The 13,737-nt window shown below is 51.0% G+C and carries 11 protein-coding genes and 2 tRNA genes; 7 read left to right on the top strand and 6 right to left on the bottom strand.

What is annotated here, in order from left to right:
- Positions 1–49: 49 nt before the first annotated feature.
- From I8J30_RS26360 to I8J30_RS26350, 3 genes are all read right to left on the bottom strand, one after another.
- On the bottom strand, positions 50–832 hold the full coding sequence (locus I8J30_RS26360) for an S-layer homology domain-containing protein (RefSeq protein WP_210663235.1): 783 nt from the start codon (positions 830–832) through the stop codon (positions 50–52).
- Positions 833–1,022: 190 nt separating this feature from the next.
- Positions 1,023–2,798: an ABC transporter ATP-binding protein gene (locus I8J30_RS26355; RefSeq protein ID WP_210663233.1), complete on the bottom strand. Its 1,776-nt coding sequence runs from the start codon at positions 2,796–2,798 to the stop codon at positions 1,023–1,025.
- Positions 2,785–4,590, bottom strand: a complete 1,806-nt coding sequence (locus I8J30_RS26350) for an ABC transporter ATP-binding protein (protein WP_240548395.1) — start codon at positions 4,588–4,590, stop codon at positions 2,785–2,787. The genes I8J30_RS26355 and I8J30_RS26350 overlap by 14 nt, the downstream gene beginning before the upstream one ends.
- Before the next feature lie 378 nt (positions 4,591–4,968).
- On the opposite strand from I8J30_RS26350, the gene I8J30_RS26345 reads away from it, so the two are divergent.
- The 3 genes from I8J30_RS26345 to I8J30_RS26335 are packed head-to-tail and all read left to right on the top strand — an operon-like array spanning position 4,969 to position 8,569.
- A complete protein-coding gene (locus tag I8J30_RS26345) occupies positions 4,969–5,706 on the top strand; it encodes a hypothetical protein (protein WP_210663231.1) in 738 nt (245 codons plus the stop codon).
- 11 nt (positions 5,707–5,717) lie between these two features.
- Entirely contained in the window at positions 5,718–7,406 is a 1,689-nt protein-coding gene (locus I8J30_RS26340) for a VWA domain-containing protein (RefSeq protein WP_210663229.1), read from the top strand.
- Between the two features lie 23 nt (positions 7,407–7,429).
- Positions 7,430–8,569, top strand: coding sequence for a toxic anion resistance protein (locus I8J30_RS26335; protein WP_210663227.1), 1,140 nt, complete (start codon positions 7,430–7,432; stop codon positions 8,567–8,569).
- 58 nt (positions 8,570–8,627) lie between these two features.
- On the opposite strand, the gene I8J30_RS26330 is transcribed toward I8J30_RS26335, so the two are convergent.
- Entirely contained in the window at positions 8,628–9,191 is a 564-nt protein-coding gene (locus tag I8J30_RS26330; protein WP_210663225.1) for a helix-turn-helix domain-containing protein, read from the bottom strand.
- Between the two features lie 157 nt (positions 9,192–9,348).
- Here I8J30_RS26330 and I8J30_RS26325 point away from each other — a divergent pair, with 157 nt between their 5' ends.
- Positions 9,349–9,993 (top strand): alpha/beta hydrolase, encoded by a 645-nt coding sequence (locus tag I8J30_RS26325; RefSeq protein ID WP_210663223.1) that lies wholly within the window; start codon positions 9,349–9,351, stop codon positions 9,991–9,993.
- A 31-nt stretch (positions 9,994–10,024) separates the two neighbouring features.
- Positions 10,025–10,801, top strand: coding sequence for a DODA-type extradiol aromatic ring-opening family dioxygenase (locus I8J30_RS26320; protein ID WP_210663221.1), 777 nt, complete (start codon positions 10,025–10,027; stop codon positions 10,799–10,801).
- Between the two features lie 41 nt (positions 10,802–10,842).
- Here the strand turns inward: I8J30_RS26320 and I8J30_RS26315 are convergent, their stop codons facing one another.
- Together I8J30_RS26315 and I8J30_RS26310 are read right to left on the bottom strand one after the other, a co-directional pair.
- On the bottom strand, positions 10,843–11,661 hold the full coding sequence (locus I8J30_RS26315) for a WYL domain-containing protein (protein WP_210663220.1): 819 nt from the start codon (positions 11,659–11,661) through the stop codon (positions 10,843–10,845).
- A complete protein-coding gene (locus I8J30_RS26310; RefSeq protein ID WP_210663218.1) occupies positions 11,636–12,958 on the bottom strand; it encodes a helix-turn-helix transcriptional regulator in 1,323 nt (440 codons plus the stop codon). Before I8J30_RS26310 ends, I8J30_RS26315 begins: the two co-directional genes overlap by 26 nt.
- 557 nt (positions 12,959–13,515) lie before the next feature.
- Between I8J30_RS26310 and I8J30_RS26305 the strand changes: the two genes are divergently transcribed.
- Both I8J30_RS26305 and I8J30_RS26300 read left to right on the top strand, forming a co-directional pair.
- A tRNA-Gln gene (locus tag I8J30_RS26305) sits at positions 13,516–13,589 on the top strand.
- Positions 13,590–13,599: 10 nt separating this feature from the next.
- Positions 13,600–13,721 (top strand) — tRNA-OTHER (locus I8J30_RS26300).
- Positions 13,722–13,737: the final 16 nt, after the last annotated feature.

Genomic DNA, 13,737 nt, shown 5'->3' with positions numbered 1-13,737 from the left:
GTTATATAACTGACAGAGGGGCGAGCCTACATAGGCTCGCCCCTCTGTTCTATCTATTTTCCCCGCCTTGCAGGATTGTGTTCACCCGATTCAGAATCGTGACAGCCTCGGCACGCGTAACTTTGGCTTTCGGTCTGAAGTATCCATCAGCGCCCGCCATAACATTAGCTTTGATAATCGAATAGATCGCCTCGGCTTTTAATTGAGCGCCGTCCCCATCATAGATCAAGGTTCCGTCGAAGTTATCGTCGTAAAAAATAACAGGGGCGTAGAAGTTCAAACTGTCTTCCAAGCTATCGTTCTTTGTCATCCGTTTTACGGGGACATCTTTGAAGGTAGAGGATATCGTACTGAAGATTTCGTCACAGGTGATGTAATTACCGGCAGCGTCTACGGAGGCATTTAGTTGTGTCGTCAGAAAAGCAGTCAGCATGGCAACGTCCCAACGTGTAAGCTGCTTATCCGGTAATATATTGCCATCGTAATCGGCGAACAGCCAACTGTCATCCCCATTAAAAAGTGCGGCAATATCTAATGCAGCCCAATGCTTCTTTGCGTCGTTGAACTTAAGGGCTTTGTCTGACCCATTATCCACGCTCGGGAAGAGCAAGTGATACATGTGGGCAAACTCTGCTTTGGTCACCGGCTTGTCTGGCTTGAAGGTACCATCGGGATAGCCCTTCACGACGCCGCTGGCAACCATGAAGTCAATGGATCCGGTAGCCCACGCATATTTCGTCGCGTCAACATCAGTAAACTTGCTTTCAGCGTTTGCCGGAGTGGCGGAAAGTATAGCAGTTATTAGAAGTAGTGCGATCATTGTTTTTTTCATAGATAGTCTCCTTAATTATGTATGAGAGAAGTGACTGTCTCGCTGTTCCAATTGAATTCGATTAACCTTCAGACGATAAAATCCGAAATTGTTGCACATCATGCAACAATCCTGAAGAGCCTCAACAGTACAAACCCCCGATCTCACATCGAGATCGGGGGTTTGCCTTATCTACCCTAGGCCAACAAACTCAAGCCTCCATCTTCTGAGCCGAATACAGCTTATAATACCGGCCGCGCCGCGCGAGCAGCTCGTCGTGCGATCCGCTTTCGGCGATGCCTTTGTCGGCGACGTACATGATGCGGTCGCAGTTCTTAACCGTCGAGAGACGATGCGCGATAATGAACGACGTGCGTCCCTTCAGCAATTCATTCAAGCCCATCTGCACCAGACGCTCGGTCTGCGCATCGATGGACGAAGTCGCCTCATCGAGGATGAGAATGCGCGGGTTCGCAAGCAGCGTGCGCGCGAAGGAGATAAGCTGGCGCTGACCTTGCGAGAGCTTCGAGCCGCGCTCGTTGACCTCGGTCAAGTAGCCTTTCTCGAACTCGCGGATGAATTCATCCGCGCAGACCGCCTTAGCGGCCGCGATAACCTCTTCCTCGGTAGCGTCGAGCCTGCCGTAGCGGATGTTATCCAAGATCGTGCCGGAGAAGATGAAGCTGTCCTGCAGCATGATCCCCATTTGACTGCGCAGCGATTTGAGCTTGATCTGGGAGATATCATGACCGTCAATGCGAATTTGTCCGCCGGTGATGTTGTAGAAACGCGAAATCAGGTTGACCACCGTTGTTTTGCCTGCGCCTGTCGGACCGACGAGCGCGATGCTTTCACCGGCTTTGACATCGAACGAAAGGTTCTGCAGGATGTTATGCCCCGGATCGTAGGCGAAGGTGACATCGTCGAAAGTCACATGGCCTCGGATAGGCGGCAATTCCTTCGCATCCTTCACGTCGCTGACGGTCACCGGCTCATCAAGCGTCTCGAAGATACGCTCCAAGTAGGCGACCGAGTTAATAAAGCTGTTGTACAAGTTCGAGATGTTCAGGATCGGCTGCCAGAAGCGCGATGCGTAGCTGCTCATCGCGAGTATGACGCCGAACGTCACCTCTTCCGGTCCGAGTGCCAGCAAACCTACGAAGTAGATCGCAGTCGTGACCGTCGTCGCCAGGTTATCGACCGAGAACGGGACCAGAAAGTTGAGATACATCGTTCTCATCCACGCACTGCGGTAGTTGGTGGACAAGCGGGTGAAGATGCCTTCATTATGCTGTTCTCGGGTGAAGATTTGCGTTACGCGAATACCGCTGATGCTCTCCTGCAAGTAAGCGTTCAGGTTGGAGCTTTTGTTAGACACCGACTGCCATGCCCGGCGCTGCTTGGTCTTGATCAGCATGATAATGCCTAGGAAGACGGGCAGACCGCCCAGAATGACAAAAGACAGCTTCACGTCAACAGCGAACATAAAGATAGCGATGAAGAGCAGGTTCATGATCTCAAGGATTAAGTTGATAATCCCGTTGGACAGCACGTCCGATACGGAGTTGACGTAGTTGACGACCCTTATGAGAATCTTGCCTTGCGGGCGGTCGTCATAATATTGGAACGGCAGCTCCTGCAAATGCTTGAACAAATCCGTCCGGATATCGAAAATGATATCCTGCCCGACGCTCGTCATCATACGCGAGCGGATCGTGGCCAAGATGACGCTGACGACGATGGTAGCCAGCGTAAGCAGCGACCAACCGACAAGCGCTTGACCGTCCTTAGCGGGAATCGTAACGTCGACGACATGCTGCATGATGAGAGGCGCGGAGAGCGCGATACCGGCTGACAGGGCGCTCAGGATGAACGCGATGATCATCGGCTTCTGCTGCCTTCTGATGTAGACCAGCGCACGACGGAAATGCCGGATATTAAACGGTGATTCCAAATTCTCATCCATATCGAACTTATTTCTGGCCATGTGCGACCGCCCCCCTTCCGATGCCTTCGATTTGCAGCATGAATACGTCGTAATAGTAACCACGCTTAGCTAGAAGCTCGGCGTGAGTGCCTTCTTCAATAACCCGTCCATTGTCCAAAATAAGAATGCGGTCAGCCTGCGCCGTTGTGGATACCCGCTGAGCGATGATGATCTTCGTACAAGGGAAGTCCAGCTCGCGCAAACTCTTCTGGATATGCTCTTCCGTCTCTAAGTCGACCGCAGACGTGGTGTCGTCGAGAATGAGGATCGGAGGCTGCACGGCTAATGCCCGAGCCAGGGCGATACGCTGCTTCTGCCCGCCTGACAGACCGACGCCGCGTTCGCCGACGACGGTATTGTAGCCTTCCGGCATTTTGCGTATGAAATCCTGCGCAGCGGCAAGCTCGGCAAACTTATGGACGTCCTCTTCCGGCATATCGGGATTGTTGTAGGCAATGTTGCCGTCAATCGTGTCGGAGAACAGCAGCACGTCCTGCGTCGCGATCCCGATATTGCCGCGCAGCTCATCAAGCTCCAGCTTGCGCACATCCTTGCCGTCTACCAAGACGCGGCCTCTCGTAATGTCATAGAAGCGCGGGATGAGGTTAATGAGCGTCGTTTTGCCCGACCCCGTCGCGCCCATAATGGCAATCGTCTCGCCGGGCTCGATCGTGAAGTTGATGTCTTCCAGCACCGTCACGCTATCATACTTGAAGCTCACATGCTCAAACTGAATGCGTCCGTTGTAACGCCGCTTAACCGTGGCATTGTGCTCGTTGACGATTTCCGGATGCGCGTAGTAGACCTCGATGATTTTGGTAAGGCTCGCGAAGAAACGCTGAATATCGTTGATGATGATACCAATGCTGCGCATCGGGTTGGAAAGTCCCCAGACGAGCGCGGAGAAAGCCGAGAATTCCCCGAACGTAATCCGCTCGTTCATGACGAACAGACCTCCCGCCAGCATCAGAATGACGCTGAATCCCTGAGAGAAGATCTCCAAGTAGGGGAAATAGTCCAGCCAGACCAAGGCGGCTTTCTTATTGGCCTTGGAGTAGTTCACGCTTTTCTCCGTGAATTTGTTGATTTCGAACTCCTCGCGCGCAAATGCTTTGACCACGCGATTCCCCGCGATATTTTCCTGCGTCGTCGTGTTCAGCTGCGATAGGCGCTCCCGCAGATCCACATACATCGGACGTACGCGTCTGGCGAATATGAAGGCCACGATGCCGATCGGAGGCGACAGAATGAGCAGCCACCACGTCAGCTCTGCGTCGATATAGAAGAAATACGCCACTGCCGCAATGAATACCGTCAGCGATTCGATGATGGTTTTCACGATCCACGCCAAGGAGTGACGGACCATTTCGAGGTCGCCCGTCATCTTGGTCATGAGATCCCCGGTACGATTGCGATCGTAGTACCTCATGTCTTGGCCCTGGATTTTGTTATACAGGTAGATCCGGATCCGGTAAAGCATGTTCTGCGAAGCTCGTTCATAAAGCAAGGTCGTACAGTAGGCCAGACTCGTGCGAAGCAAAGAAAAGCCGATCATGCCCAAACAAAGGCCGATCAGCAGCGCTCGTTCGTCTGTCAGATAACGTGCTGCGTCATCGCCGGCGATGAAGAGATCGACAATGCGCTGTCCGATGTACGGATTGATAATGGTGAGCGAGGAACCCACCACCGATAGGCATAGCGCGAAAATATAACGCGTGCGATCGCCTATCAGATTGTGCCAAAGCCACTTGAATTGAAACATGTGATCACCGACTTCTGTAAGTTTCTGCATTTTGCAGGTTCCGAATATCGCCTTCACTTCATACAGGGCTGGTCTCCGGTCAAAAAACTATGGAAATTATAACACAAAAAGTTGGAAATCAAGCTAAAAAATAAATTTTATTTGGGACTCTCTGGCAGATTGAGCGTCATGGTCCAAGCGTCCGCACGTTCGAATCTTATGGAAAATTTTAAGTAATCGCCAAGGATGATGGAAGAAAATGTCGAATTACAATAAAATGTCAAGACTCGCAGCTTCTTGTCCAATTGGGTAAAAAAAGCGATGTTGAAACTACGCGTCTGATCTTTCGTAATCCAGATTAAGGAAACGGAAATATGTTGCGATCAAGCCGCGTACATTGGAATGAAACTGGATGGAGGAGCATGGTCGATGGGGACTAAATTCGTGAAGCTGCTGGGAATGATCGTGGTCATCGCGGCTTTGAATATTGCGGTATTCTCGCCCGGCTTGATGGGGATTGAGATTGGGGAGCGTCCATTCGAGTCGGCTCTCGGTGTCACATTGCTTCTTGCCAGCGGACTGACACTTCTATATGGAAGCTTCACGCTGCTGTTTAAGCAGCAGGAGTCGATCTCTCCCAAGCAGCTTCAAACAAGAGAAGACTTCGAGGAGGCACTAATGAGGTATCGACGAGTGAAGGTGCTGCAGGAGGATATGGCTTACGCCCTGGAGCAGATGGAGCGGATGAATAAGAGACAGGACACGCTGCTGAACGTTCTCGGGCAGCGATTCGATCCGAATGAGCTTAGCTACAAGAAATTCGCTTCGGTGACACGGGAGGTTGAGAAGTTATTTTACCTGAACGTGAGGAGCATCTTGAACCGGCTGCATGTGTTCGACGAATCGGAGCTGGAGAATGCCGGAGGAGGCCGTAAGCCCTCCAGAATTTCTCCTGAGCTTCTCCAAGTAAGATCGGGAATCGTTAACGAGCAGCTGACATTCGTTAAGCAATCGTTGGAGTCGAACGAAGAGATGTTGATCAAGCTGGATAAACTGCTGCTTGAAATTTCGCGCTTGGACAGCTTCGAGCCGAGTGAAATCGATCAGATGCCTTGCATGCAGGAGATCGACTCGTTGATCAAGCAGACTAAATATTACAAACAGTGAGAGGTGCGGTTATGTCCAAACAGAGCAAGTTTTTGGTGATATCGATTTTGATCTTAGGTCTCGTATTCGTCCTCGTGTACTACGGCATCAATTTGACCTCGAACTTAGGCAAGTCCAAAGCGGAAGTCACTTCCGAGAACGCCGGTAAGCAGCTAAGCAACTTGTACGAAGATATTTCCGTTACGACCGCGGAGCCGGTGAAAGGGCAGATCGATCTGGATCCCATCGACGTAGCCGCTTCACTTCCGGACATCTCGAAGTTCCCGATTACGGTGAACAGCACGACCGATCAATTCGTTGAAATCTTCTCCTCCACGGAGAAATCGGGAACCGGCGTTGACGGCTGGCTAACCGAAGTGGCTGCGGAATTCAACAATGCCGGCATCGAGGTGGATGGAAAGCCCGCATCTGTGAAGATAAGAAACATCGCCTCCGGGACGGCGACCGATTATATCAAGACCGGCAAATATGTTCCGGATGCGTTCACCCCTTCCAATGAATTATGGGGCAAAATGGCCGAAGCCAGCGGAGTCAAGACGCAGCTTATTGCCCCGCGCCTTGTCGGCAATGTTCCGGGCATCGTCATTGCCAAGGCCAAGTACGATGCATTGGTCGACAAATACGGATCGGTCAACGTCAAAACCGTTACCGAAGCGATCGCGAACAATGAGTTTTCGATGGGGTATACCGATCCTTTTGCCAGCTCGACCGGACTCAACTTTCTCGTCACCGCACTACATACATTCGATAATTCCGATAGCTTGAGCGACAAAGCGGTGCAAGGGTTCGAGAAGTTTCAAGCGAACGTGCCGTTCATCGCTTCTACTACCTTACAGATGAGAGATGCGGCCAAGTCGGGCATGCTGGATGGTTTCGTGCTTGAGTATCAGACTTTCGTTAATGCGCCGGAATTGAAGAGCGGATATGTATTCACTCCGTTCGGGGTTCGACATGACAGTCCGTTATTTGCCTTAGGGGATCTGCCGCAAGAGAAAATCGACATCATTACCAAATTCGCGGAGTTTGTGACCCAAGATAACTATCAGCAAATGGCGAAGGACAAAGGATTTAACCAGCTTGAAGAGTACAAATCCGAACTGGCCGTCATGGACGGCGCGACGCTGACTTCCGCTCAGAAGCTGTGGAAAGAGAAGAAGAACGGAAGCAAACCGATCGCGGCCGTCTTCGTAACCGACATCTCCGGAAGTATGGACGGCGAGCCGCTGGTCCGCCTGAAAGAATCGCTGCTCAAAGGACAGAAATATCTCGGCCGAGATAACAGCATCGGACTCGTTTCGTTTTCCAGCGACGTATCCATCGATGTGCCGATCGGCAAATATGACGCGATTCAGCAATCGTTGTTCGTGGGGGCGGTGAACAATCTGCAATCCGGCGGAGGGACGGCCACCTTCGACGGCATCATCGTCGCGCTTAAGATGCTGCAAGACCAGCTGCTCGTCGATCCGAATATGAAACCGGTTATTTTCGTCCTAAGCGATGGGGAGACGAACGAAGGCCACTCGCTCAACGATATCAAAGAGCTGGTCGAAATTTACAAAGTCCCGATCTACACCATCGGCTACAATGCCAACATCAAAGCGCTTCAAAGCATATCGAGCATTAACGAAGCGGCAAGCATCAACGCGGATACGGACGACGTCGTGTACAAGATCGGCAACCTTCTCAACGTTCAAATGTAAGCCCAAACCTAAGGAGGTATCCTATGTCATTCTCGATGGAAGTCGCCAGCCCGGAGCAAATCAAGCAGGTCATCGAACAAGAGATCAAACCGGTTCCCGAAGAGATCGCCAAACTCAAGGAGATTGCGGATAACAACGTATCCACGATCATGGCGTTAGACACGGAGTCGCTCGAGAAACGTAAAGAGATTCTCCAATCGATCGACGCTTTCGGCCTCAGTACGATGAAATCATCCTCAGATAAGAATACGCTTCTGCAAGTCTCAGTCGGCAATCTCTCGAAGACGGGCGATGACGGCGGTCAAGTAGCCAAAGGCTTATCCGAGCTTCATACGCAGTTGAAGGACTTGGATCCGAGCGTCGTGGATTTTGCCAAGACAGGATTGTTGGGCAAATTGTTTAATCCGTTACGCGCCTACTTCCTCAAATATCAGAAAGCCGATGCGGTGATCGCCGACATCGTCGTCTCCTTGGATAAGGGAAAATTGACGCTAAAGAACGACAACACGACGCTGGAGATCGAGCAGCAGACGCTTCGCGAATTGACGAAGAAGCTGCAGAAGGAGATCCAGCTTGGCATGCTGATGGATGAATCCATCGCGACGCAGATCGCCGAGGCGACTGCTCGCAATGAAGATCCCGATAAGATTCGTTTTATCACGGAGGAAGTTTTGTTCCCTTTGCGCCAGCGCGTTATGGATCTGCAGCAGATGCTGGTCGTCAATCAGCAGGGAATCATGGCGATCGAAGTCGTCATCCGCAACAACAAGGAGCTTATTCGCGGCGTTGACCGGGCGAAGAACGTGACCATCTCGGCACTGCGCATTTCCGTTACGGTGGCCAGCGCCCTGTATAATCAGAAGATTGTATTAAAGAAAATCGAACTGTTGAACCAAACGACAAACGAGCTAATCGCCGGTACTTCGCGCATGCTGAAGGAGCAAGGAGCAGAGATTCATAAGCAGGCGCTTAATGCGAGCATCTCGGTAGACACGCTGAAACAAGCGTTTACGGATGTGCTTGCTGCACTGGATTCAATCAGCACGTATAAGAAAGAAGCGCTCCCCAAGATGCGTGAAACGATCGGTCAATTCCGCGATCTGGCGGATGAGGGCGAGAAGCAGATTCAGAGGCTGGAGAAGGGGCAGAAGCTGGGGATTTAGAAGCAGAAGAGGCTATCCTGAAGGTCGGACACGCGACCGGAGGGAGGGCCTCTTGTGTTTATAGGCTATAAAATTCCTGTTCCGGATCATCTTCCGCCCCGGTGTACACCGAGATGAGGACGATGCTGATACCTTCGCTGACATTGGTTACTCTATGGGGAGTGGAGGCGTTCCAGCTGAAAGAGTCGCCTGCTTCCAGAACGGCGGAATCTTCGCCTTGCTCGGCTATAATTTTGCCTTGGATCACGAGATGAGACTCCTCACCTTTATGGGCATGAGGGGTTGCTCCCGTAGAAGCGCCGGGCGGAAGCTCCACAAGCATCATTCTCATCCCTCGGGTCGAACTGAGATGCTCTACCTTTAGCTTCTCGACGCCGCTTGTCGTCACGTTGCGGTCGTCTTTACGGACGATCGTCATCCGTTCGTCCTTCTTCATGAGCAAATAAGTCAAAGGTACGTTCAGCGCCGCGGCGATGTTATCCAATGTCGATATCGAAGGCGATGTTTTATTCGTCTCGACTTGGCTCATGAAACCTTGCGATAAACCGGTTTCTTCACAGATTTGGGCGATCGTGATGTTTTTGCGTTTGCGTATTGCGCGAATGGTGGAGCCGATGTCCATCAGAATCACCTGCCTATAAATATTAGTAATACAAATGTTAATTACATATTAACAATAAAATGATTGACATACCAGTGGGGCAGAGTTATATTAGCGATATAAAATTTAATTCTGTATTACTAATATTAAAGCGAATGTGATTAGGAGGTTGATTGCAGTGAACTTGGCTTATGAATATGATATCCATCTTCCGTCTCATAGCGATCCGAGCAAGAAATACCCGGCGATCTTTACCCTTCACGGGAAGGGCTCCAATGAACAGAACATGCGGGGGCTGGTTGCCCCATTGGCTGATGAATTCATCATCGTCAACATTCGCGGAGATCTTCGATTAGGAGCGGGTTATCAATACTATGAGCTGAAGGGGTTGGGCAATCCAATTCGCGAAAGCTTCGACCGGGCGGTTCGTCAGCTGGAGGCGTTCATCCATTATGCGACGGAGAAGTATCCGATTGACGCTGCGGGGCGATACTTGCTCGGCTTTAGCCAAGGCGCGATATTGTCCATGACGCTTGCGCTAACGATGGGGGAGCAATTGAAAGGAATCGTAGCCTTGAACGGCTATGTTCCGGCATTCGTGAAGACGGAGTACGCGCTGCAGTCTATAGATCAGGTATCCGTATTCATCTCGCACGGCGAGTTCGATTCCGTATTCCCGGTGCAGATTGGGAAGGACAACGCGGCGTATTTTCAGCAACGAACGCCGAACTTCGCATTCAAGATCTATCCTACGGATCATGGCGTATCGGAAGAGAATCAAAGGGATTTCGTCAGCTGGCTTCAAGCGGATGCTAGGCGTTAAACGAAACGACTAAAGGAGTGAAACAACCATTATGTTGCCATCATATTTTATTGCTCATGGAGCACCGTCGCTTGTACTGGAACAGCATGACTATACAGACTTTCTGAAGCAGTTCGCCTCTACGCTGCCATCCAAACCAAGAGCGATCGTGCTTTTCTCCGCACACTGGGAGAATAGAACGCAATCCGTAAGCACCGTGGATACGTACTCCACTATCTATGATTTTTCCGGTTTTCAAGATGAACTATACCGGATGACTTATCCTGCACAAGGCGACCTTGCGATCAGCGAGGAGATTGGGCAGCTATTCGCGAAGAACGGTATCCCTAGCGTCATGGATTCGGAGAGAGGGCTGGATCACGGGGCATGGGCGGTGCTGAAGCTGATGTATCCCGCCGCCGATATTCCGGTCATTGCTTTGTCCGTCAACAGGCATCTGACGAATGAGCAGCAATATCAGATCGGGAAAGCACTGTCCGCGTTGCGGGAGCAAGATATTCTGATCCTTGGCAGCGGCGGGATCGTTCACAATCTGCGCAGGTTGAATTGGCGCGGAGGCAATACGCCGGAAGAATGGGCACTCGCTTTCGACAAGTGGATTCAAGAGAAGCTGGAAAAGTGGGACCTGGAAGCGTTGTTCCAGTATGAACAGCTCGCACCGAACGCCAAAGAAGCGGTTCCGACGAATGAGCATTTCATTCCGCTGCTTCTTGCGATGGGAGCCGGCGACAGCAGCAGGCAAGCGAAGCTGCTGCATCGCAGCTATCAGCTGGGCACGTTAAGCTTGAACTGCTGGGAATTCAAATAAAGCAAAAGACCTCTGCGCATGAGACATGGCAGAGGTCTTTTTCATGATGAAGATTCCGAAGCGGGAATGCCATAGCGATTCAGCGCTCTGGAAGCTGATTCTCTCATTCTGGCCTTCAGATGCTCCCCTTCGCTCACCCTTACGCGCAAGCCGAGGAAACGGATTTTGGATAGCAGAAACTCGCTCTCGTCGGCGAGGTAGGAAACATGAATGCGGTATTGAGCGGCCGTTTCGTCATAGGACACGGACTTCTCAAAGCAGGAGAACGCATATAAGATGCGTGAAAGCTCTTCATTATACTGCGGGACAACTTGGATGATGGCCTGTTGTTTACGTGTTTCCAATAATTGTTGCAGGAATCCCTTTAACTCCGCAACTCGCTCTAAAGAAAGTTCAATGCCTTCGACATCAACGATATTGTGAAGCTTAGTGGACATGAGCGAGCGGCCTCGGGTGCTATACCACAATAAATACCATTCCCGCTTGACCATGTTGTACTCGAGTTTATAAGGAAAGCCGCTTTGATTCGCCTTTACCCCGCCGTGCTTGATGCGATAGGTGATTCGAATGCCTTGGTTGACCATTAGAATACGCCGAAGTGCGCGGAGCAGCGGATGATAGACCTGGCGTTCTTTGCTTTTGGCTTTCTCCATAATAATAGCCCGTATTTCCGTTGAAGCCTCAGTATGCAGCAGCTGGTTCAGTTTGTTTCGGGTATCCGGTGTAAATGCATCCGCCGAAGCGGCGTGCTCCAGCATCATTTTGAGCCAAGTCCGTTCTTGGGAGGTCAGTGCAAAGGAACCGGCTTCATCAAGGCGGGACATGATCTGATAATTAAAGATTTTCTCGAACAGGTTCATAGTAACCCTGAATCTCCTTCCACTCCGCGATGAATTCCTTCCTTAGCCATGCCGGCTCCAACACCTCGCAGCTTGATCCGAAGCTTCGCAGCCATGGTTTGATTTCGTAAATGCCGTTCACCGTAATTTCGAAGAGGAAGGTAGAGTCCGTTTCCTCCCTAATCGTTCCCCATTGTCCCTGTGCCTCGACACGTTCGCGGACGAAATTAGCGCCGGATCGTTCGGGATTATAGAAGCGGGCTACAACCTTCAATGTACGCAGGGTGTCCGTTACCCAGCTGTATTTCATCTGCTCCAAGACAATATGTAATCGTTGGTCGAATTCTTCTTCCGTGACGGCCTCGCCTTCCTCCAGCTGCGTTAAACCTTCCATTCGGAATTTCATTATGCCTCGTTGCCCATGACAGATTAAGTACCATCTGCCGTATTGGTGATCGTAGACGACGCGCAGCGGCAGTGCCGTTTGCAGCGTGCCTTCGGTTTCTCGTTCGAAGAGGGGATTGGAGTTTTGAGACGCGTAGCTCTTTCCTTTCTTCGGCGACAGGTAGAGAAACTGAAGCTTCTTCCGTTGTTGAATGGCTTTGAAAATCGTATATAAATGCGCTTCATCCAAAATCCGAGAATGATAATGGTATTTGTAGCGATGCGTTTCCCCGGTGTCCGGTTCGAAACCTCTTTTATGGAGTGCCTTCTTCAAGGTAGCCCGTAGCAGGAAGCCTTGAACGGAAGGGACCTGCGTATTCGCGATGACATCGACGTAATCGAACAGATCCAGGAGCTCATCGTCGGATAAGTGGTCAATCAGATCGTTGGCCGCTTTATAGCGGTAAGGGCGACCTCCGTGCAGGCGGATGATGACGCCGACCTCTTCCAAGTACTTGAGATCCCCTCGAATTGTTTTCTCATCCGGAATCGGGTAGTCGGCGGGCATCTGCTCGCTGCAATGATCCTGCAGGTCCTTCGCGGTTAGCTCTCGGGATTGTAGCGCATTTAACAGCAGCGCAAGCCGGATGCTCTCCGTTTCTTTCAGCGATTTCGCGCGAAATAAGAACAGAAGGAGAGGGTCAGCGGATTCGTAATAGTTGTAGTGGAATCCATCGGATAAGACGGATCCCTGCTCTTGCGACAACCCTTGTTTGAGCGTGCCGAGCATCTCTTTGAGGCTGCGAAGCGTCTTGTCATAGGTATGTACGGAGATACCGAGCCGGTTGGCGAACTGCTGCCTGTTATAAGCGCCGCCGGCGAGCGCCAGCATGCGCAGGAATTGAATCTCTTTATCGAAGCTCTCCCTAGCCACTCGCTTCCCTCCAGCCTGTATAGGTAACTTATGCTCTATATTGTATCAAGGACGAAAGTTGGGGGATATGGAAAATTTTTATCCGTCGCCATACTTCCGCCCTGTTCGCGAACGGCTTTATCGGCGAAAATCAGATCTAAGAAGCCGAGTGCTTAAGTTCACTACATACAGAAAGGAATGTTGAAGCATGCGAGAGATGAATAATCGCTATGGGGTAAATTCGCTAACGAGCTTGGAACAGTCGATTGAACGGGAGCAGGAAAACATGGATTCGCATGACTTTGTCATTCCATTTCATAGGGGCATTCTTTATAAGCGCAAATCCTTATCGGGTTGTCGGTTGTTATCTACGGCCTGACTCCGTTAAGGATGGATTACATACGCGAACTTATAAAGACTGCTTGAGGCCGAGCGGTCTTTTTCTATGGCTGAATGTGCTGTAGGAAAGGATCTTAAGCAACAGGGGTCTTTTTTTCATGGGATCCCTGCAAAGTACATAACGCAATAAACCTCACCATGAGTAAGAAAGCAGTGGAGGCCATGGCCTCCACAAACATTGCCCGGTAGCCAAGCGGCAAGGCAGATGACTTTGAATCATCGACCGCAGGTTCGAATCCTGCCCGGGCATCCAACCATCACGCGGCGTGGTGGTGAAATGGAAAAACACACGGGTACAGTGCAACCGCTACCCAGTGAAATTCATCACGGTCGGTTGTCACACCTTTCACGTCCGGATATGCGGGTCCGAGTCCCGTCCACGCCAACAAACGGAGGAACGA

The sequence above is a fragment of the Paenibacillus lignilyticus genome (assembly GCF_017942085.1).
Taxonomy (GTDB): domain Bacteria; phylum Bacillota; class Bacilli; order Paenibacillales; family Paenibacillaceae; genus Paenibacillus_Z; species Paenibacillus_Z lignilyticus.
This window is presented reverse-complemented; position numbering and strand designations above follow the sequence as displayed.

Bases quoted from the DNA above. Each gene is read 5' to 3' on its own strand.
- I8J30_RS26350 (WP_240548395.1), bottom strand. From the start codon at position 4,590: ATGCAGAAACTTACAGAAGTCGGTGATCACATGTTTCAATTCAAGTGG.
- I8J30_RS26345 (WP_210663231.1), top strand. From the start codon at position 4,969: ATGGGGACTAAATTCGTGAAGCTGCTGGGAATGATCGTGGTCATCGCG.
- I8J30_RS26360 (WP_210663235.1), bottom strand. From the start codon at position 832: ATGAAAAAAACAATGATCGCACTACTTCTAATAACTGCTATACTTTCC.
- I8J30_RS26340 (WP_210663229.1), top strand. From the start codon at position 5,718: ATGTCCAAACAGAGCAAGTTTTTGGTGATATCGATTTTGATCTTAGGT.
- I8J30_RS26320 (WP_210663221.1), top strand. From the start codon at position 10,025: ATGTTGCCATCATATTTTATTGCTCATGGAGCACCGTCGCTTGTACTG.
- I8J30_RS26330 (WP_210663225.1), bottom strand. From the start codon at position 9,191: ATGGACATCGGCTCCACCATTCGCGCAATACGCAAACGCAAAAACATC.
- I8J30_RS26315 (WP_210663220.1), bottom strand. From the start codon at position 11,661: ATGAACCTGTTCGAGAAAATCTTTAATTATCAGATCATGTCCCGCCTT.
- I8J30_RS26335 (WP_210663227.1), top strand. From the start codon at position 7,430: ATGTCATTCTCGATGGAAGTCGCCAGCCCGGAGCAAATCAAGCAGGTC.
- I8J30_RS26355 (WP_210663233.1), bottom strand. From the start codon at position 2,798: ATGGCCAGAAATAAGTTCGATATGGATGAGAATTTGGAATCACCGTTT.